General features: G+C 43.6%; 18 protein-coding genes. All 18 read left to right on the forward strand.

The window, feature by feature from the left end; translation table 11 throughout:
- Window positions 1–76 precede the first annotated feature (76 nt).
- The 18 genes from spoVM (at window position 77) to rpsP (ending at window position 19,157) form a co-directional block, all read left to right on the forward strand.
- Window positions 77–157 carry a stage V sporulation protein SpoVM gene (gene spoVM / locus AC0VXY_RS09095; protein WP_032088878.1) on the forward strand — a complete coding sequence of 27 codons (81 nt, stop codon included), beginning with the start codon at window positions 77–79 and terminating at the stop codon, window positions 155–157.
- A gap of 1,341 nt (window positions 158–1,498) precedes the next feature.
- Window positions 1,499–1,687: a 50S ribosomal protein L28 gene (rpmB, locus tag AC0VXY_RS09100; protein ID WP_034755741.1), complete on the forward strand. Its 189-nt coding sequence runs from the start codon at window positions 1,499–1,501 to the stop codon at window positions 1,685–1,687.
- 242 nt (window positions 1,688–1,929) lie between these two features.
- The gene (locus tag AC0VXY_RS09105) at window positions 1,930–2,292 is read left to right on the forward strand and encodes an Asp23/Gls24 family envelope stress response protein (protein ID WP_034755738.1); all 363 of its coding nucleotides are present in this window, start codon (window positions 1,930–1,932) and stop codon (window positions 2,290–2,292) included.
- Between the two features lie 15 nt (window positions 2,293–2,307).
- A complete protein-coding gene (locus AC0VXY_RS09110) occupies window positions 2,308–3,972 on the forward strand; it encodes a DAK2 domain-containing protein (protein ID WP_435991403.1) in 1,665 nt (554 codons plus the stop codon).
- Window positions 3,973–4,068: 96 nt separating this feature from the next.
- Complete coding sequence (gene sdaAB / locus AC0VXY_RS09115) at window positions 4,069–4,731, forward strand: L-serine ammonia-lyase, iron-sulfur-dependent subunit beta (RefSeq protein WP_435991401.1); 663 nt, start codon at window positions 4,069–4,071, stop codon at window positions 4,729–4,731.
- 49 nt (window positions 4,732–4,780) lie between these two features.
- Complete coding sequence (gene sdaAA, locus AC0VXY_RS09120) at window positions 4,781–5,674, forward strand: L-serine ammonia-lyase, iron-sulfur-dependent, subunit alpha (protein ID WP_475527579.1); 894 nt, start codon at window positions 4,781–4,783, stop codon at window positions 5,672–5,674.
- Window positions 5,661–7,712, forward strand: a complete 2,052-nt coding sequence (gene recG / locus AC0VXY_RS09125; protein WP_435991397.1) for an ATP-dependent DNA helicase RecG — start codon at window positions 5,661–5,663, stop codon at window positions 7,710–7,712. Before sdaAA ends, recG begins: the two co-directional genes overlap by 14 nt.
- A gap of 94 nt (window positions 7,713–7,806) precedes the next feature.
- On the forward strand, window positions 7,807–8,388 hold the full coding sequence (gene fapR / locus AC0VXY_RS09130; RefSeq protein WP_060669794.1) for a transcription factor FapR: 582 nt from the start codon (window positions 7,807–7,809) through the stop codon (window positions 8,386–8,388).
- A complete protein-coding gene (gene plsX, locus AC0VXY_RS09135; protein WP_475527580.1) occupies window positions 8,389–9,378 on the forward strand; it encodes a phosphate acyltransferase PlsX in 990 nt (329 codons plus the stop codon).
- A gap of 1 nt (window position 9,379) precedes the next feature.
- Window positions 9,380–10,324, forward strand: coding sequence for an ACP S-malonyltransferase (gene fabD, locus AC0VXY_RS09140; protein ID WP_475527581.1), 945 nt, complete (start codon window positions 9,380–9,382; stop codon window positions 10,322–10,324).
- A complete protein-coding gene (gene fabG / locus AC0VXY_RS09145) occupies window positions 10,325–11,068 on the forward strand; it encodes a 3-oxoacyl-[acyl-carrier-protein] reductase (protein ID WP_475527582.1) in 744 nt (247 codons plus the stop codon). It abuts the gene before it with no gap.
- Window positions 11,069–11,162: 94 nt separating this feature from the next.
- Entirely contained in the window at window positions 11,163–11,396 is a 234-nt protein-coding gene (gene acpP, locus AC0VXY_RS09150; RefSeq protein ID WP_034755712.1) for an acyl carrier protein, read from the forward strand.
- Between the two features lie 192 nt (window positions 11,397–11,588).
- Window positions 11,589–12,335 carry a ribonuclease III gene (gene rnc, locus AC0VXY_RS09155; protein WP_435991388.1) on the forward strand — a complete coding sequence of 249 codons (747 nt, stop codon included), beginning with the start codon at window positions 11,589–11,591 and terminating at the stop codon, window positions 12,333–12,335.
- A gap of 11 nt (window positions 12,336–12,346) precedes the next feature.
- On the forward strand, window positions 12,347–15,913 hold the full coding sequence (gene smc, locus AC0VXY_RS09160; protein WP_475527583.1) for a chromosome segregation protein SMC: 3,567 nt from the start codon (window positions 12,347–12,349) through the stop codon (window positions 15,911–15,913).
- 16 nt (window positions 15,914–15,929) lie between these two features.
- On the forward strand, window positions 15,930–16,916 hold the full coding sequence (gene ftsY / locus AC0VXY_RS09165; protein WP_435991384.1) for a signal recognition particle-docking protein FtsY: 987 nt from the start codon (window positions 15,930–15,932) through the stop codon (window positions 16,914–16,916).
- A gap of 182 nt (window positions 16,917–17,098) precedes the next feature.
- On the forward strand, window positions 17,099–17,410 hold the full coding sequence (locus AC0VXY_RS09170) for a putative DNA-binding protein (RefSeq protein ID WP_371928757.1): 312 nt from the start codon (window positions 17,099–17,101) through the stop codon (window positions 17,408–17,410).
- Between the two features lie 12 nt (window positions 17,411–17,422).
- The gene (ffh, locus tag AC0VXY_RS09175; protein ID WP_435991382.1) at window positions 17,423–18,766 is read left to right on the forward strand and encodes a signal recognition particle protein; all 1,344 of its coding nucleotides are present in this window, start codon (window positions 17,423–17,425) and stop codon (window positions 18,764–18,766) included.
- 118 nt (window positions 18,767–18,884) lie between these two features.
- On the forward strand, window positions 18,885–19,157 hold the full coding sequence (rpsP, locus tag AC0VXY_RS09180; RefSeq protein ID WP_034755689.1) for a 30S ribosomal protein S16: 273 nt from the start codon (window positions 18,885–18,887) through the stop codon (window positions 19,155–19,157).
- The last annotated feature ends 10 nt before the right edge of the window (window positions 19,158–19,167 follow it).

Raw genomic sequence — 19,167 nt, forward strand, 5'->3', positions numbered from 1 at the left:
ACTGAAACTGCTTGAATAAACTAAACTGTTGTCAAGCGAAACATTATGTTCTTTAGATTGTGGGGAGGGACTAAAAATGCGCTTTTATACAATTAAATTACCAAAATTCTTGGGTGGACTTGTGAGGGCGATGTTAGGAACGTTTAAAAAAGAATAAATGGTTTATTGAGGATGGCATCGGTGCCATCTTCTTTTTTTGGAGAAGGCGGGGGACCGCTTGGAGCAACATGGTAGATATAAACTAAATACTTCCTATGCGCTTCTTTAAGATGTCTTGATCTGCCATCGAGAGTAGAATAAGCGGAGATTTTCCGGTTATATTCAGGATGCCCCTTTTTTTGAGGTTAATAAGGGGATTTTTTCCGCTTATGCACAGAAACAACATCCATTTTAGTATGATGTGAGTGAATAGGCGGAATTTTGAGACTGTCGATTAATTAAAATGTGAAACTTTTACTTGACCTCACTGAATCTCAACTGCTATTTTAATGCACTAGAGAGTCACGATCGTTTACAAAAATCCCCTTGAGACGCATTTAAATCGATTTTCAGACAGTTAAGGCTAAAAAAGGGGTCAAGATACTCTGGGTAATACTAAATTGATCATTGAAACCTAACGAAATTTTAAATTTTTATTTGTTTAAAATATGGAGCATTTATTAAAAGTAGTTAATCGACGGTCTCATTTTTCCTCCTATTTCATCCTTTTTAAAGAGTAATTTCAAAATAAGCGGAACTTTTCCGGTTATTTATCAGCTCTGGTGCTTACCCTGATCTCTCAATCGAGAATTGGGTCCCTTGTGGAACTTGTCGCCTCTGGCCAAGCCGCCTCCGCTTTTCTGCGATGTCCAGCTCCAGGGGCTTGGGGCTCGAGGTCATAAGCTAAATTGACCAAAAAGGCAAAGAACGCCTTTCCGGTCAATTCATCTTATGCTTGTCGCCCCAGGTCGAGCCCCTTCCGCTTTTCGGGGTGTCCAGCTCCGGCGGCTAGTCCCTCGAGGTCATAAGTCAAGAACGCCAAAAAGGCAAAGAGCGCCTTTCCGGCGTTCTCACCTTATGCTTGTCGGGCCTGCCCAAGCCGCCTCCGCTTTTCTGCGATGTCCAGCTCCAGGGGCTTGGGGCTCGAGGTCATAAGCTAAATTGACCAAAAAGGCAAAGAACGCCTTTCCGGTCAATTCATCTTATGCTTGTCGCCCCAGGTCGAGCCCCTTCCGCTTTTCGGGGTGTCCAGCTCCGGCGGCTAGTCCCTCGAGGTCATAAGTCAAGAACGCCAAAAAGGCAAAGAGCGCCTTTCCGGCGTTCTCGCCTTATGCTTGTCGGGCCTGCCCAAGCCGCCTCCGCTTTTCGGGGTGTAAAGTATTTTTTCTTGAAAGGTTTTAATTGTAGTATTGCATTATAGAAAGTTGTGTGATAAATTATTAAAGTATCTTTATGATAATAAGCGAAATGTGGAACTGAAATTAACTTCAGCTTCTTGTTAGTGAGGAGGGAATATATTATGGCAAAACAATGCGTAGTAACAGGCCGTAAAGCCAGCTCAGGTAACGCTCGCTCTCACGCAATGAATGCGAACAAGCGTACTTGGGGTGCAAACCTGCAAAAAGTTCGAATTCTTGTGGACGGTAAGCCTAAGAAAGTATGGGTTTCTGCAAGAGCGTTGAAATCTGGTAAAGTAGAACGCGTATAATACTTAAAATGGGAAGGCGCCTAATATAGGCGTCTTTTTTCATTAGCACCATTTCCTGGCGCAGAATAATCATTTGCTTCCCATACTCTGAAAAAGCCAATGATTAATCTTTGAATATTAAGGAAAAAATAGAGGGTAAACCCAACAAATGACGCTTGTGATAATAGTTTAGCTTTCAAAAACAGTATACTTATAGTAAAATGTTTTTAGCCAAGCATGTAATTAAAGGGGGAAAACATTCCATGTCCATCGAATTAAAAACGCAGTACGGACAAATTGATATTACGAATGATGTCATTGCAATGATTGCTGGAGGTGCAGCGGTGGATTGCTACGGAATTGTTGGAATGGCTTCAAAGAACCAAATTAAAGACGGTTTCACAGATATCTTACGTAAAGAAAACTTCACTCGCGGAGTGATTGTTCGTCAAGATGAAGAGGAAGTACATATTGATATGTATATTATTGTGAGTTATGGTACAAAAATTTCTGAGATTGCCCATAATGTACAATCCAAGGTTAAATATACTCTTGATAAGACCGTCGGCTTGGCGGTAGATTCAGTAAATATTTTTGTGCAGGGGGTTCGTGTCACGAACCCGTAGTGAGGAGGAAGATTCGTGTCGATTACATCTTTGGAAGGAAAACGTTTTGCCCAAATGGTGATACAAGGTGCCACCCAATTATCTGCCCATGCGCAGCTGGTTGACGCGCTGAACGTTTTTCCTGTTCCTGATGGTGATACTGGAACAAATATGAATTTATCAATGACTTCCGGTGCAAAGGAAGTTCAAAACCACATTCAAGATCATATTGGAAATGTGGCTACTGCCCTTTCAAAAGGGTTATTGATGGGAGCAAGAGGTAACTCAGGTGTTATCTTATCCCAATTGTTCAGAGGCTTTGGTAAAGCGATTGAAGGGAAAGAATCCTTATCAAGTGCAGAGTTTGCCAATGCACTTCAAACAGGGGTGGAAACGGCTTATAAAGCGGTTATGAAGCCTGTGGAAGGAACGATTCTAACGGTTGCGAAAGATGCTGCGAGAAAAGGTGTTTCTGTAGCTGAGACTGAAAGTGATTTCGTGAAGCTTATGCAGGCAATTGTCGACGAGGCGCAGGCTTCATTGAATCGTACACCTGATTTACTTCCTGTATTGAAGGAAGTGGGAGTAGTCGATAGTGGAGGTCAAGGACTTCTGTTCGTTTATGAAGGGTTCCTCGCAGAGCTTAAAGGGGAAAAGGTTTCGAATCAGGTGTCACTGCCATCCATGAATGATCTTGTGAGTGCAGAGCATCATAAGACGGCACAGGATTTCATGAGTACAGAGGATATTGAATTTGGATATTGTACAGAATTCATGGTCCGATTTGAAAGTGATAAGCAGTCTTTTGTGGAAGAAGACTTTCGTCAGGATTTAAGCAAGTTCGGTGATTCCCTGCTTGTGATCAGTGACGATGAATTAGCCAAAGTACATATCCACTCCGAACAGCCGGGGGATGTTTTGACGTATGGACATCAATACGGAAGTCTCATCAATATCAAAATTGAAAATATGAGACAGCAGCACAGCAGCATTGTGGGAGAATCCAAGCCCGCAGTAGCAGAGGCTCCGACTCCAGCCAAGGAAGTCGACTTTGCCATTGTGACTGTATCAATGGGTGAAGGGATCGCCGAATTATTTAAGAGCATCGGCGCAACTTCTGTGATCGAAGGCGGCCAAACGATGAATCCAAGTACGGAGGATATCGTGAAAGCAGTAGAAGAAGTGAATGCGAAGAAAGTCATCATCATGCCGAATAACAAGAATATCATCATGGCTGCCGAACAAGCGGCTGAAGTTCTTGATATGGAAGTGGCTGTTGTCCCTACAAAGACCGTACCTCAGGGAATGGCTGCACTACTTGCTTTTAATCCATCTGCTTCTGTTGAAGACAATAAACAGTTAATGACCGAGGCTTCGAAACAGGTGAAAACAGGTCAAGTCACGTTTGCTGTGAGAGATACGTCGATCGATGGTGTATCGATTTCAAAAGATGACTTTATGGGAATAGACGAAGGCAAGATTGTCGTCTCGGATTCTGACCGTCAAAAGTCTGCTCAGAGCCTATTGGAGACAATGCTGGATGCTGACTCAGAGATTTTGACCATTCTATATGGTGAAGATGTAAGCGATGAGGATGTTGAGTCACTAAGGGAGTATGTGGAACAGCGCTATGAAGATGTCGAAGTGGAAGTTCATAATGGTAAACAACCACTTTACTCCTATATATTCTCAGTTGAATAAGGATTAAAGGAAGGGGGCAGCTCTAAAAGGAGTTTGTCCCCTTCACTTATGTTAGAATGGTAATAGAAATCGGATGTTAGGTAAGGGGGAATAGTCATGAAATACAAAAGTGTATTTGATATCATCGGTCCTGTGATGATTGGTCCATCAAGTTCTCATACGGCTGGTGCTGCAAGAATAGGAAGAATTGCAAGAAACCTTTTTCGCAGGGAACCAAAATGGGCGACGATATCCTTTTATGGATCGTTTGCAAAAACGTACAAGGGTCATGGTACAGATGTAGCTATAGTCGGAGGTATCCTAGATTATGATACATATGATGAACGAATAATCGAATCGATCAATGTAGCTAAGGAAAAAGGGATAAAGATCAAATTTCAAGAAGAAGATGCCATCACGGATCATCCGAATACAGCCCGGATCCGCATGGGGGATGATCAAGGAGAAATTGAATTGGTCGGTATTTCCATTGGTGGAGGAAAAGTTGAAATCATTGAACTTAACGGCTTTGAACTTAAACTCTCAGGTCATCATCCAGCGATCCTTGTAGTCCATGATGACCGATTCGGAGCGATTGCTTCTGTCTCCAATGTCATTGCCAAGCATCAACTGAACATCGGGCATATGGATGTTTCAAGGAAAGAAAAAGGACAAATGGCACTTATGACCATCGAGGTCGATCAACCGATAGATGAAGCGGTCATCAATGAATTGACATCACTGCCGAACATTACACAAGTTACACGGATTTCCGATTAATCAATTACTATTATGATAGCGTTTACATGAAGGCGAGGAGGTTATTTACATGTTTAGAAATGTAGCAGAATTGGTTGAACTTGCTGAAAGTCAGAACAAGAAAATATCTGATATTATGATCGAACAGGAAATTGAGTTTACGGGTAAAACTTTTGAACAGGTTTATAGTCAGATGGAAAAGAACCTGGAAGTGATGGAGCAGGCAGTAGCCAGGGGCCTCGAAGGTGTCAAGTCCCATTCAGGACTTACTGGCGGCGATGCTGTATTATTACAAAATTACATTGATTCAGGTCGTTCACTGTGTGGGGATACTATTTTGGATGCGGTCAGTAAAGCTGTGGCAACGAACGAAGTGAATGCAGCGATGGGGACCATTTGTGCCACCCCCACTGCAGGATCCGCCGGAGTGGTTCCCGGAACACTGTTTGCTGTGAAAAATAAGTTAAATCCTACAAAAGATGAAATGATCCGCTTTTTATTTGCATCCGGTGCCTTTGGTTTCGTTGTGGCGAATAACGCTTCCATCTCAGGGGCAGCTGGCGGCTGCCAGGCAGAGGTAGGATCCGCGAGCGGGATGGCCGCAGCTGCCATCGTTGAAATGGCAGGGGGAACTCCTGGTCAATCAGCAGAAGCCATGGCGATTACGTTGAAGAACATGTTAGGTCTGGTATGTGATCCCGTTGCAGGACTGGTGGAAGTGCCTTGTGTGAAACGGAATGCGATGGGAGCTGCCAATGCCATGGTTGCGGCGGATATGGCACTTGCAGGTATAACGAGCCGTATACCTTGTGATGAAGTGATCGATGCCATGTATAAAATCGGTCAAACCATGCCGGTTGCGCTTCGTGAAACGGCTCAAGGGGGACTGGCGGCTACTCCGACAGGCAGAGAGCTTGAAGCAAAAATTTTTGGGGTTTCCCTGAATAAACGTGAAGACTCGTAATGAAGGACTGACAATCCAGAACATTAAGGGGATTGGGGAAGAAACAGCTTTACAGCTGAATGCAATGGGGATACATTCCGTTCTGGATCTGTTAGAATACCTGCCTTACCGCTATGAGGATTATCGACTTAGGGATCTGGAAGAAGTAGCCCATGATGAACGCGTCACGGTTGAGGGGAAAGTTCATTCGGAACCCGCACTGATGTTTTATGGGAGAAAGAAATCCCGTTTGACCATGAGGATTCTTGTTGGGAGGAATCTGGTTCAAGCGGTGTTTTTTAATCAGCCTTACTTAAAAAAGAAAATCAATCTTCATGATACGGTAACGGTGACGGGAAAATGGGATAAAAACAGGCAAATCATTACCGCCCAATATTTTCATTCGGGCCCTCATGATAAACAGGGGGATTTTGAACCTGTATATTCATTGAAAGGCTCAGTGAAAAACAATACACTCAGGAAATTCATCAAGAAGGCTTTCAATGATTATGGTCATATGATCCATGAGAATCTCCCGGTCCATTTAATGGAAAAGTATAAGCTTTCAAGTCGGAAAGATGCCCTGTATCATCTTCACTTTCCTGATTCCACAGAAGATATGAAGCAGGCAAGAAGGCGGTTTGTTTATGAAGAATTCCTGTTGTTTCAGTTGAAGATGCAGGCCCTTAGAAAGTTCGAAAGGGAACATTCAAGCGGCATGTCTCAACATTATGATTTGGAGAAAGTCAAATCGTTCATTGATTCTTTACCATTTCCATTGACCGATGCGCAAAAACGGGTGGTGAATGAGATTTCAGCAGATATGAAATCTCCTTATCGCATGAATCGCCTTCTTCAAGGGGATGTGGGATCCGGTAAGACAGTCGTATCCGCCATTGCCTTATATTCAAGTGTAACAGCGGGATATCAGGGAGCATTAATGGTCCCGACAGAAATACTGGCAGAGCAGCATGCGAATTCACTTAGTGAACTGCTGGGGTCGATGGGACTTTCCGTTGCCCTTCTAACCAGCTCAGTAAAAGGGAAGAAGCGTCGTCTTTTACTGGATAAATTGAAAGAGGGAGAGATTGATATTCTCATTGGTACCCACGCACTCATTCAGGATGAAGTCGAATTCAAGCATCTGGGCCTCGTAGTCACCGATGAACAGCACAGGTTTGGTGTCAATCAAAGAAGGGTCCTTCGGGAAAAAGGGGAAAGTCCTGATGTCTTATTCATGACAGCGACCCCGATTCCGAGAACACTTGCCATCACCGTATTTGGTGAGATGGATGTGAGCATCATCGATCAAATGCCTGCGGGAAGGAAGTCGATTGAAACCTATTGGGCGAAAGCGGATATGCTTTCCAGGGTCCTTTCGTTTATGGATAAGGAGTTAGACCAGGGGCGCCAGGCTTATGTGATTTGTCCATTGATTGAGGAGTCGGATAAACTGGATGTGCAAAATGCCATCGATGTCTATAATCAATTGGTTCATTATTTTGAAGGACGTTACAAAGTCGGTCTGATGCACGGGAGACTTCATCCTGAAGATAAGGATGGAGTCATGAGGGAATTCAGTGCAAACCACCTTCAAGTGCTTGTTTCAACTACGGTGGTTGAAGTTGGTGTGAACGTGCCCAATGCTACATTCATGCTCATCTATGACGCGGAACGATTCGGTTTGAGTCAGCTCCATCAATTGAGAGGAAGGGTAGGACGTGGTGAACATCAATCCTATTGTATCCTCCTTGCCGAACCGAAGACCGAAGTCGGCAAAGAGCGCATGAAGATCATGTCAGAAACGAATGATGGATTTGTCCTTAGTGAAAAAGATCTTGAACTGAGGGGACCCGGTGACTTCTTCGGCAGAAAACAGAGTGGGTTACCGGAGTTTAAGGTGGCGGACATGGTGCACGACTACCGAGCGCTGGAAGTAGCAAGGGACGATGCTCAGCGTTTGATCTCATCCGATCAATTCTGGAGTGATCCAGAGTTTGAACCGCTCAGGGAGTATTTATCCGGATCGGGAATATTAGAAGGCGAAAAGCTAGACTAAGAAAAGGCAGATTGTGAGATTATTTCTTGCAATCTGCTTTTTTAGATTATATACTACTATTAGTACCTAGTACTAATACTGGACGGTGTTAAAATTGAGACTTTCGAAAAAAGAAAGACAGGGAAACCTTACTGACACAATCAAAGTAAATCCTTTTATAACAGATGAAGAATTGGCTGAACGGTTTCGGGTAAGCGTCCAGACAATCCGGTTGGACCGGATGGAATTGTCGATACCAGAGCTTCGTGAACGCATCAAATACGTTGCAGAGAAATCGTTTGAAGACGAAGTGAAGTCGTTACCTATTGAAGAGATTATTGGAGAAATTATTGATATAGAGCTGGATCAAAGTGCGATATCCATTTTTGATGTAAAACGGGAGCATGTTTTCATCAGGAATGGGATTGCGAGGGGGCACCACCTGTTTGCTCAGGCGAATTCCCTTGCAGTTGCTGTCATAAATGACGACTTGGCGTTAACTGCGAAGTCAAACATCCGTTTTACCCGACCTGTAAAGGAAGGGGAACGGGTGGTCGCGAAAGCAAAAGTGATACATATGAAAGATCAAAAAGACCGAACAACGGTAGAAGTTCAAAGTTTAGTCGGTGGTGAGCTCGTTTTTACCGGTGAATTTGAAATGTATCGCTCTAAAAAATCTGTAAAGGATGAAGAGTAGATGAAATTAGCCGTTGATGCAATGGGCGGGGACAACGCCCCGAAAGAAATCGTTCTTGGAGTGAAGCGGGCATTACGTGAATTTAATGATATTGAAGTCCTTCTATACGGGGATGAAAAGCAGATCAAACAGTATATCACCCCGGAAGATCGCCTGACGATCGTCCACACCGATGAAGTGATCGAAGGTACGGATGAGCCTGTCAGAGCGGTGAAGCGGAAGAAGAATGCTTCGATGGTACTGATGGCCCAAGCTGTGAAAAATGGGGAAGCGGATGCCTGTATTTCAGCAGGCAATACGGGTGCCCTAATGACGGCAGGATTGTTCATTGTAGGGAGAATTGACGGGATTGAGCGGCCAGCGTTGGCACCGACCCTTCCCACACTTGATGGAAAAGGATTCCTTATGCTTGACCTTGGGGCGAATGTCGATGCGAAACCTGAGCATCTTGCACAATACGCAGTCATGGGAAGCATTTATTCCGAGAAAGTGAGAGGGATCAATAATCCTCGTGTGGGCTTATTGAACATTGGAACGGAAGATAAAAAGGGAAATGAATTAACAAAGAAAACGTTCCAATTATTAAAGGAACTGCCTGTCAATTTTGTAGGGAATGTAGAGTCCAGAGACCTACTGGACGGACCGGCCGATGTTGTCGTAACGGATGGTTTTACTGGGAATATGGTACTGAAGACCATTGAAGGGACCGCCCTGTCCGTTTTCTCCATGTTGAAAAAAACGTTCACGGCCTCAACGAAAAACAAACTTGCAGCAGGACTGGTGAAGAATGACCTGAAGCAATTAAAGAATATGCTCGATTATACAGAGTACGGTGGGGCCGGCCTGTTCGGACTAAAGGCACCTGTCATCAAAGCCCATGGTTCTTCCAATGAAGTGGCGCTGTACAATGCCATGAGACAAGCAAGGGAAATGGTGAAGCACGACGTTTCCAACACGATAAAAGATGCTATAAAGGGGAGTGTGGAATAATATGAGTAAAATCGCGTTTATCTTTCCCGGGCAAGGTTCCCAAACGGTTGGGATGGGAAAAGAATTAGCCGAGCAATACCCTGATGTGCAATCATATTTTAATAAAGCCGACGAACGATTGGGCACGAAGCTTTCATCGATCATATTTGAAGGCCCCCAGGAAGAGCTTACCGAGACAACGAACGCTCAGCCTGCCCTCCTGACGACGAGCATGGCCATCCTGGACCGCTTGAAAGCAGAGGGGATTACGGCAGTTTATACGGCAGGTCACAGCTTAGGGGAATACTCTGCCCTGGTGGCTGCAGGTGCAATCGGATTTGAAGATGCCGTGTATGCCGTTCGTAAAAGAGGGGAATTCATGGAAGAAGCAGTACCAAGCGGAGAAGGAACGATGGCGGCAGTCCTTGGTTTGGGAAGAGGACCATTGAAAGAAGTGACAGACCTTGTGACGGATGAGGGTCATCTCGTTGGACTCGCGAACTTGAATTGTCCCGGGCAGATTGTCATTTCAGGTACGGTAAAGGGAGTGGAGCTCGCTTCAGAGAAAGCGAAGGAAGCCGGAGCGAAGCGGGTCATCCCGCTACAGGTAAGTGGGCCTTTCCATTCTCAATTGATGAAACCGGCTGCCGAACAGTTCGTTTCAATCCTGGATTCGATCACGATCAACGATGCAGAAGTACCCGTCATTGCGAATGTGAATGCAGAGCCTGTAACAGGACGTGAAGAAATCAAGCGTTTATTAATTGAACAATTGTACTCACCTGTTCAATGGGAAGATTCGGTCGAAAAGCTGCTTGAGTCAGGTGTAGATACATTCATCGAAATCGGACCTGGAAAAGTGCTTTCAGGTTTAGTGAAAAAAGTGAACAGACGTGTGAAGACATTTGCAGTTCAAGATGAAGCATCCTTGCAACAAACCATTCAAGCGCTGAAGGAGGAAGCTTAAATGAATTTAGAAGGTAAAGTGGCACTGGTAACAGGCGCATCCCGTGGAATTGGACGGGAGATCGCCCTTGAACTTGCCCGTGAAGGTTGTAATGTCGCCGTGAATTACGCGGGTAGTGAAGCGAAAGCAAACGAAGTCGTGGATGAAATCAAGAGTTTGGGTAGAGAAGCGATAGCTGTTCAATGTAACGTATCGGATGCTGAAGGTGTTCAGGCAATGGTGAAGGGAACGATTGCTGAATTTGGTTCCATCGACATTCTTGTGAACAATGCCGGCATCACCAAGGATAATCTGTTGATGAGAATGAAAGAAACAGAATGGGATGATGTCATCAACATCAATCTTAAAGGTGTATTCCTGTGTACGAAGGCCGTTACACGTCAAATGATGAAGCAACGAAGCGGACGGATCATCAATATTTCTTCCATTGTCGGAGTGAGCGGGAATCCTGGACAAGCAAACTATGTAGCAGCCAAATCAGGTGTGATCGGTTTGACGAAAACGACAGCGAGAGAGCTCGCCCCCCGTGGAATTACTGTGAATGCCGTTGCCCCTGGTTTCATTTCGACGGATATGACCGATCAGCTTCCGGAAGATGTACGCAGTGAAATGTTAAAACAAATCCCGTTAAGCCGTTTTGGCGCTCCCGGGGATATTGCAAAAGTAGTGACATTTGTTGCATCCGATTCGGCATCGTACATGACGGGTCAAACTCTCCATATTGACGGCGGAATGGTCATGTAATGGGAAGAATGAAATAATTTATGCATCGTTTTCATGTATACTCTTTTCATTAGAGGTGGAAATGCTCTATAATACTTGAGGGGAGGTGACAAAAATGGCAGAAGTATTAGATCGTGTAACAAAAATTATCGTTGATCGTCTAGGTGTAGATGAATCTCAAGTAACTCTTGAAGCTTCTTTCAAAGAAGATCTAGGAGCTGACTCCCTTGATGTAGTTGAGCTGGTTATGGAACTTGAAGATGAATTTGATATGGAAATTTCTGACGATGATGCTGAAAAAATCGGCACAGTAGGTGATGCTGTGAACTACATACAGGCAAAAGCTTAATCGTTAGATTGAATAGAGAGATGGATGCTCCATCTTATATTCTAACCATTTGAAACTTGGTAGGGGTCTGATCCCTACCAAGTTTATTTGTGTTCTAACTTCATTGTTCAAGAAATTTTTTGCGTAAATGATTTTTTTAGAATAAACTTGATTAGTATACATTGAGAACATATTAGCAAGGTGGAGTGCCTGATGCGGAAGCAAAACAGAAGTAATGGATTATCTAAACACAAAAATGATTTGAAATTCAAGACATTTCAAAATCAAATGGGAATTCAATTTAAAGATGAAAAACTCCTTAAACAAGCTTTTACTCATTCATCTTATGTGAATGAGCATCGTCGAAAACCATATGAAGATAACGAACGCTTAGAATTTCTCGGGGACGCCGTTCTGGAATTAACGGTATCTCAATTTCTTTTCAAGAAATACCCCATGATGAGTGAAGGGGAACTGACCAAGTTAAGGGCGGCCATCGTATGTGAACCATCCCTGGTAAAGTTCTCGATTGAACTGAATTTCGGTGAACTCATCCTTTTGGGTAAAGGTGAAGAAATGACGGGGGGGCGTGAGAGACCGGCTTTACTCGCCGATGTCTTTGAAGCGTTTATCGGGGCGTTATACTTGGATCAAGGATTGGAAACAGTCATCTCAATCCTTGAAAAAGTGGTCTACCCCAAAATTAATGTCGGTGCTTTTTCTCATGTGATGGATTATAAGAGTCAATTGCAAGAGCTGGTTCAAAGGGGCAGTGCAGGAATGATCGAATATAGTATCTTAGAAGAAAGCGGCCCTGCCCACAATCGTCAGTTTATTTCAAGAGTGAGTTTAAATGATGAAGAATTGGGCATTGGAAATGGCCGGTCAAAAAAAGAGGCTGAGCAAAAAGCCGCACAGAAAGCTCTGGAAAAGTTAAAACAAAAGCTGGACGCGAAATAGGGGGAAAGAAGATGTTCCTCAAACAACTAGAAGTAATGGGGTTTAAATCTTTTGCAGAAAGAATATCCGTGGAGTTTGTCCCGGGTGTCACGGCTGTCGTAGGACCAAACGGCAGCGGGAAAAGCAATATTATAGACGCAATCAGGTGGGTCCTTGGTGAACAATCAGCAAAAAGCCTGCGCGGATCGAAAATGGAAGACGTCATTTTTGCCGGAAGTGATTCAAGGAAAGCTCTCAATATAGCAGAAGTGACCCTTGTTTTAGATAACGAAGACGGAACACTGCCCATCGATTATAGTGAGGTCAGTGTCACAAGAAGAGTCTACCGTTTTGGAGATAGTGAATATTTACTGAATAAACAGCCATGCAGGTTAAAGGATATCATCGAACTGTTCATGGATTCAGGGTTAGGAAAAGAAGCTTTCTCGATTATCAGTCAGGGCAAAGTGGAAGAAATCCTGAACAGTAAGCCGGAAGAAAGAAGAACCATCTTCGAAGAGGCTGCCGGGGTACTGAAGTATAAATCACGGAAGAAAAAAGCTGAAAATAAGTTATTTGAAACACAAGAAAATCTTAATCGTGTGAATGACATCCTTCATGAATTGGAAGGACAAGTCGAACCCCTGAAGCTGCAGGCTTCCATGGCCCGTGATTATCTGGAGAAGAAAGAGGAGCTCGAGAAATTCGAAGTCGCCTTGACTGTCTATGATATAGAAGACTTACATAAGCAGTGGGAAAAGCTGAGTGGAGAATTCGAACAGCATGGACAAGAAGAAGTGTTCCTTTCCTCCCGCATTCAGAAGAAAGAAGCCGTACTGACACAAACAAGGGATAAAATTGCGGCTCTCGATGAGTCGATTTCAAACTTACAAGAAGTGCTCCTTTCCACAAGTGAAGAATTAGAGAAACTTGAGGGTAGAAAACAAGTACTGGTAGAGCGTAAGAAAAATTCGTCCACCAATGAATCACAGTTGAAGCAATCGATTGAAGAAGCTGAAAATCAAATTCAACGTTTAGTTTCTGAAAAAGAAAAAGCAAAACGCGACTTCAAGAGGATCGATACTGAGGTGTCCGGGTTAAAAGAACTCCTTGTCACGAAACAGAATCAATTCAAGCACTATAACGAAAATATTGAAGAAGTCATTGAATCATTTAAAAGTGATTACATTGAAAAACTCAATCAACAGGCTTCTGCAAAAAATGAAATTCAATATCTCAAACAGCAGTTGGACCAGCAATCCAGTCGCAGCGGCCGATTAGAAGCGGAAAATGAAAAATATGTCTCTCAACGTGAAGAACTACATTTGCGCCACAAGGAACGATCGAAAGAACTTCAAACACAAAAAGAACAGATTGATGAGCACATCTTCTTGTATCGTGAGGAGCAAAAGAAGCTTGAATCCGTGAAAGCCAAATATGAAAAACAGGAGAAAACACTTTATCAAGCATTTCAATTCCTGCAACAAGCGAAGTCCCGGAAAGAAATGCTCGAAGAAATGGAAGAAGACTATTCAGGTTTCTTCCAGGGGGTAAAAGAAGTCCTGAAAGAGCGTTCGGGTCAATTAACAGGTATTCAAGGGGCGGTAGCGGAGCTAATTACGGTTCCTAAATCATATGAAACAGCTATGGAAACGGCTCTGGCGGCATCGATGCAGCATATTGTAGTCGATACAGAAGAAGATGGCCGTAAAGCCATTGCCTTTTTGAAGAGACATCAATATGGCCGAGCCACGTTCCTGCCGATGAACGTAATCAAAGGGAAAACCATACCCGAAAGCCAAAAGAACATGCTGAAAGGGCATCCTTCCTTTGTAGGAGTGGGATCTGATCTGTTGCATTATGATGATCGCTTTCAAATGGTGATTTCAAGCCTTGTGGGAAATGTCATCATCACAAAGGATCTAAAGGGTGCGAATGAAATTGCGAAGCTTGTTCAATATCGTTATCGCCTGGTTACGCTGGATGGGGATGTTGTCAATCCCGGGGGATCCATGTCCGGAGGTACTGTGAAACAGAAGAAAAATTCCCTTCTTTCAAGAAAAGGGGAACTGGAAGAGATGAAAGAAAAGCTTTCCAGTATGGAAACTCAAACAGAACAGCTTCAATCCCAAGTGAAAGCACTTAAAGAAGAAAGCAATTTTCGTGAGAAGAAACTGGAAGAAATGAGAGTGAAGGGGGAGAGCCTGCGTCTCAAGGAACAGGAACTGCTCTCCCAGCTTCGTGAAATTGAAATTTCCCAGCAAAATCTGGATGAAAGGCTGTCCCTTTATGACCTGGAGAAAAAAGATTTTACGTCAATCAAAGAAAAGCATGATTACAGAACGAAAGAACTGGAAGCTTCACTCAAGGAGATAGGGGAAGAGGTTACAAAGCTTGATCAAAAGATTAATGAGCTGACTCTTCAGAAAAATAGTGAAAGAACGTCCAAAGACGCTTTGTTGAATGAAATCAGTGACATTAAAGCGAATCTCGCTGCGCGGAATGAACAGCTGGTAAACAGCCGACAGCAACTGAACCGGGTGCAGGATACAATGTCTGAGACAAACAGGCGAAAGATAAGTCTCCAGGATGATCTGGAATGGTTGCAGACAGAAATGAAGGATAACTTCTCAGGTGAAGAGCAGCTTGGAATCAAAGCAGAAGAGTGTGCCGTGCAAAAGGAAGAAACGTCCAAGTTGATCGCTGTCCGCAGGGACGAGCGCTCCAACCTTCAACATACTGTCGATGACGAGGAAATAGAGCTGAAAGAATTAAAGCGTCTGCATAAAGGATTGGTCGGTGCTCTTCGGGATGAGGAAGTGAAAATCAATCGTCTTGATGTAGAACTCGAAAACCGTCTTGATCATTTGCGGGATGAGTATATGCTTTCGTTTGAAGCGGCAAAGCAGGACTACCCCCTTTCAATTGAGGTGGAAGAAGCAAGGAAAAAAGTGAAACTTGTGAAATTAGCATTGGAAGAGCTCGGGACCGTCAATCTGGGTGCAATAGATGAATATGAACGAGTGAAGGAAAGATACGAATTTTTAGTTGATCAGAAGAATGACCTGACGGAAGCGAAGGACACTCTTTACTTGGTCATTAACGAAATGGACACCGAAATGATTAAACGTTTTGATCAAACCTTCTCGAGCATACAAGAGGAATTTGAAGGTGTATTCAAAGCCTTGTTTGGCGGTGGAAGAGCAGAGCTGAAGCTGACCGATCCATCTGATCTGCTTCACACCGGTGTGGATATAGTAGCCCAGCCTCCCGGAAAGAAGCTACAGAACCTGGGGCTTATGTCAGGTGGGGAACGGGCTCTGACGGCCATTGCCCTGCTGTTTTCCATCCTGAAGATCCGCCCTGTCCCGTTCTGTATACTGGATGAAGTGGAAGCGGCCCTGGACGAAGCGAATGTGCAGAGATTCAGTCAATATTTAAAGAAATTCAGTGATGAAACACAATTCATTGTCATCACTCATCGTAAAGGTACCATGGAAGAAGCCCATGTATTGTATGGGGTAACGATGCAGGAATCCGGAGTGTCTAAACTGGTATCAGTCAGACTGCAGGAAACAAAGGAACTACTTGAAACTTAAATAAGGGTGTGGAAAAGTGAGTTTTTTTAAGAAGCTTAAAAATAAATTTACACAGTCCAGTGATAATGTCACAGAGAAATTTAAAGATGGGTTAAGTAAAACAAGAAATAACTTCACGTCAAAGGTGAATGATCTGGTGGCCAGATACCGCAAAGTCGATGAAGAATTCTTTGAAGAGCTTGAGGAAATTCTGATCGGAGCGGATGTCGGCTTTGATACCGTCATGGAGCTCATTGATGAACTTAAACTTGAAGTGCAACGAAAGAATATTCAAGATACGGAAGACGTCCAATCCGTCATTTCAGAGAAGCTTGTTGAGATCTACCAGGGTGATCGCGATGAGGACAACAGCCTGAATATTCAAGAAGACCAACTGACGGTTTTACTATTTGTCGGTGTGAATGGAGTAGGGAAGACGACGACCATCGGAAAAATGGCTCATATGTTCAAGGAACAGGGCAAAAATGTTGTTCTTGCAGCAGGCGACACATTTCGCGCAGGTGCCATCGAACAGCTTGAAGTATGGGGTGAACGCGTTGGGGTCCCTGTCATTAAGCAGGCGGCGGGAAGCGATCCTGCGGCTGTGATGTTCGATGCCGTCCAATCTGCCAAAGCGAAAAAGGCGGACATACTCATTTGTGATACGGCAGGAAGATTGCAAAACAAAGTGAATTTAATGAAAGAGCTTGAAAAGGTGAAACGGGTGATTGAAAGAGAAATTCCAGGAGCCCCTCACGAAGTATTACTCGTTCTTGACGCAACCACAGGGCAAAATGCCATGGTACAGGCAAAAACCTTTAAAGAAGCAACAAACGTCTCAGGTATCGTCCTGACGAAGCTTGACGGGACTGCTAAAGGCGGGATCGTGCTTGCGATCCGGAACGAGCTCGAAATTCCGGTGAAATATGTGGGTCTGGGAGAAAAAATGGATGACCTTCAACCGTTCGATGCTGAAAAGTATGTTTACGGCTTGTTTTCAACCCTCGTCGATGAAGAAGAATAAATCATAATCCATAGGGCAGCCTGCTTTAGAGACTTTACGATATAGTCCAGCAGGCTGCTCTACTTTTCTCTATGAAAAATCCGTCAGTATCCTTGACAAGCGCCCGTAAACACTGTATTCTTCATATGTAAAGGTTTTTCACTTAACAAGGAGGGATATCCGTGCTGGAGAAAACGACCAGAATGAATTATCTCTACGATTTTTATCAATCTTTGTTAACTCCTAAACAAAGAAGCTATATGTCCCTCTATTACCTGGATGATTTCTCTTTAGGTGAAATTGCTGAGGAATATAATGTTAGCCGGCAAGCAGTGTACGATAACATTAAGAGGACAGAGGCCATGATCGAGGAGTACGAAGAAAAGCTTTTATTATTTAAAAAATTTCAAGAACGCAACGAGATTCTTGATCAACTCAGACAAAAAATAGAAGAGCCATCAATCGATTCTTCTCATTGTTTAAAACTCATTGATGATCTTGAAATATTGGATTAGGAGGCGGCATGAATGGCATTTGAAGGATTAGCCGACCGACTGCAAGGTACAATACAAAAAATCCGTGGAAAAGGAAAGATCTCAGAAGCGGATGTCAAAGAAATGATGCGTGAAGTTCGTCTTGCTCTTTTAGAAGCAGACGTTAATTTTAAAGTGGTGAAGCAATTCGTCAAGAAAGTAAGTGAACGGGCTGTCGGACAAGAAGTCATGAAGAGCCTTACACCTGGTCAACAGGTCATTAAAGTTGTTCAGGAAGAGCTTACAAACTTGATGGGTGGCGAACAAAGTCAGATTGCCGTCGCTAAACGTCCACCCACTGTCATTATGATGGTTGGTTTACAAGGTGCAGGTAAAACGACGACCACTGGTAAGCTTGCGAACCTGCTTCGGAAGAAACATAACCGCAAACCGCTGTTGGTGGCTGCTGATATTTACCGTCCCGCTGCCATCAAACAGTTGGAAACCATCGGAAAGCAATTAAGCCTTCCCGTGTTTTCACTTGGGGATCAGGTAAGCCCGGTTGAAATTGCGAAAAAAGCCATCGAAAAGGCAAAAGAAGAACATCACGATTATGTTCTGATTGATACAGCAGGTCGACTTCACATTGATGAAAACCTGATGGGAGAGCTGAAAGAAATTAAAGAACTCTCCAATCCGGACGAGATTTTCCTCGTGGTAGATGCCATGACTGGTCAAGATGCAGTTAACGTTGCCCAAAGCTTCAATGAAGCTCTTGGTATATCCGGTGTTGTCCTGACCAAACTTGATGGTGACACCAGAGGCGGAGCAGCGTTATCCATCCGTTCCGTCACTGAAAAGCCTATTAAATTTGTAGGTATGGGTGAGAAGATGGATGCCTTGGAAGCCTTCCATCCTGAGCGTATGGCATCACGGATCCTCGGTATGGGGGATGTCTTGTCCCTCATTGAAAAGGCTCAGGCGAATGTGGATGAAGAGAAGGCCAAAGAACTTGAACAAAAAATGCGCACGATGTCTTTCACATTTGATGATTTCCTTGATCAACTAGGTCAAGTGAGGCAGATGGGTCCTCTGGACGAACTTCTCAAAATGATGCCTGGAGCAAACAAGATGAAGGGTCTGGATAAGATTCAAGTCGATGACAAGCAGATCAGTCACGTAGAGGCCATCATCCAATCCATGACCAGCGATGAAAAAACCCACCCTGAAACGATCAATGCTTCCCGTCGTAAACGGATTGCAAAAGGGAGCGGGACATCCATTCAAGAGGTGAACCGACTTCTGAAACAATTCGAGGACATGAAGAAAATGATGAAACAGATGAGTGGGATGCAAGGAAAAGGTAAGAAAAAAGGGATGAAATTCCCATTTATGTAAGCAATTCGTTCAACTTTTCATAAGAAAAATTGAACTGTTAAGAAAAAACACTTTACAAACAAAATACACATTTGATATTATACTAACTTGTGTGAAACTATTCGGAGGTGCTTTAATTATGGCAGTAAAAATCAGATTAAAACGTATGGGAGCAAAAAAATCCCCTTTCTATCGTATCGTAGTTGCAGATTCTCGTTCACCACGTGATGGACGTCAAATCGAAACAGTTGGAACTTACAACCCGGTTGCTAAACCAGCTGAAGTGAAAATCGATGAAGAATTAGCTCTTAAATGGTTATCAAATGGTGCTAAGCCATCTGACACAGTTCGTAACCTATTCTCAAACCAAGGCATTATGGAAAAATTCCACAATGCTAAGAACAGCAAGTAATCGATTAGAT

Source organism: Rossellomorea sp. QJM3NY_18, from assembly GCF_056173145.1.

Bases quoted from the DNA above. Each gene is read 5' to 3' on its own strand.
- sdaAA (WP_475527579.1), top strand. From the start codon at position 4,781: ATGTTTAGAAATGTAGCAGAATTGGTTGAACTTGCTGAAAGTCAGAAC.
- AC0VXY_RS09105 (WP_034755738.1), top strand. From the start codon at position 1,930: ATGTCCATCGAATTAAAAACGCAGTACGGACAAATTGATATTACGAAT.
- rpsP (WP_034755689.1), top strand. From the start codon at position 18,885: ATGGCAGTAAAAATCAGATTAAAACGTATGGGAGCAAAAAAATCCCCT.
- rpmB (WP_034755741.1), top strand. From the start codon at position 1,499: ATGGCAAAACAATGCGTAGTAACAGGCCGTAAAGCCAGCTCAGGTAAC.
- rnc (WP_435991388.1), top strand. From the start codon at position 11,589: ATGCGGAAGCAAAACAGAAGTAATGGATTATCTAAACACAAAAATGAT.
- smc (WP_475527583.1), top strand. From the start codon at position 12,347: ATGTTCCTCAAACAACTAGAAGTAATGGGGTTTAAATCTTTTGCAGAA.
- plsX (WP_475527580.1), top strand. From the start codon at position 8,389: ATGAAATTAGCCGTTGATGCAATGGGCGGGGACAACGCCCCGAAAGAA.
- AC0VXY_RS09170 (WP_371928757.1), top strand. From the start codon at position 17,099: ATGAATTATCTCTACGATTTTTATCAATCTTTGTTAACTCCTAAACAA.
- sdaAB (WP_435991401.1), top strand. From the start codon at position 4,069: ATGAAATACAAAAGTGTATTTGATATCATCGGTCCTGTGATGATTGGT.
- spoVM (WP_032088878.1), top strand. From the start codon at position 77: ATGCGCTTTTATACAATTAAATTACCAAAATTCTTGGGTGGACTTGTG.
- fabD (WP_475527581.1), top strand. From the start codon at position 9,380: ATGAGTAAAATCGCGTTTATCTTTCCCGGGCAAGGTTCCCAAACGGTT.
- fabG (WP_475527582.1), top strand. From the start codon at position 10,325: ATGAATTTAGAAGGTAAAGTGGCACTGGTAACAGGCGCATCCCGTGGA.
- acpP (WP_034755712.1), top strand. From the start codon at position 11,163: ATGGCAGAAGTATTAGATCGTGTAACAAAAATTATCGTTGATCGTCTA.
- ffh (WP_435991382.1), top strand. From the start codon at position 17,423: ATGGCATTTGAAGGATTAGCCGACCGACTGCAAGGTACAATACAAAAA.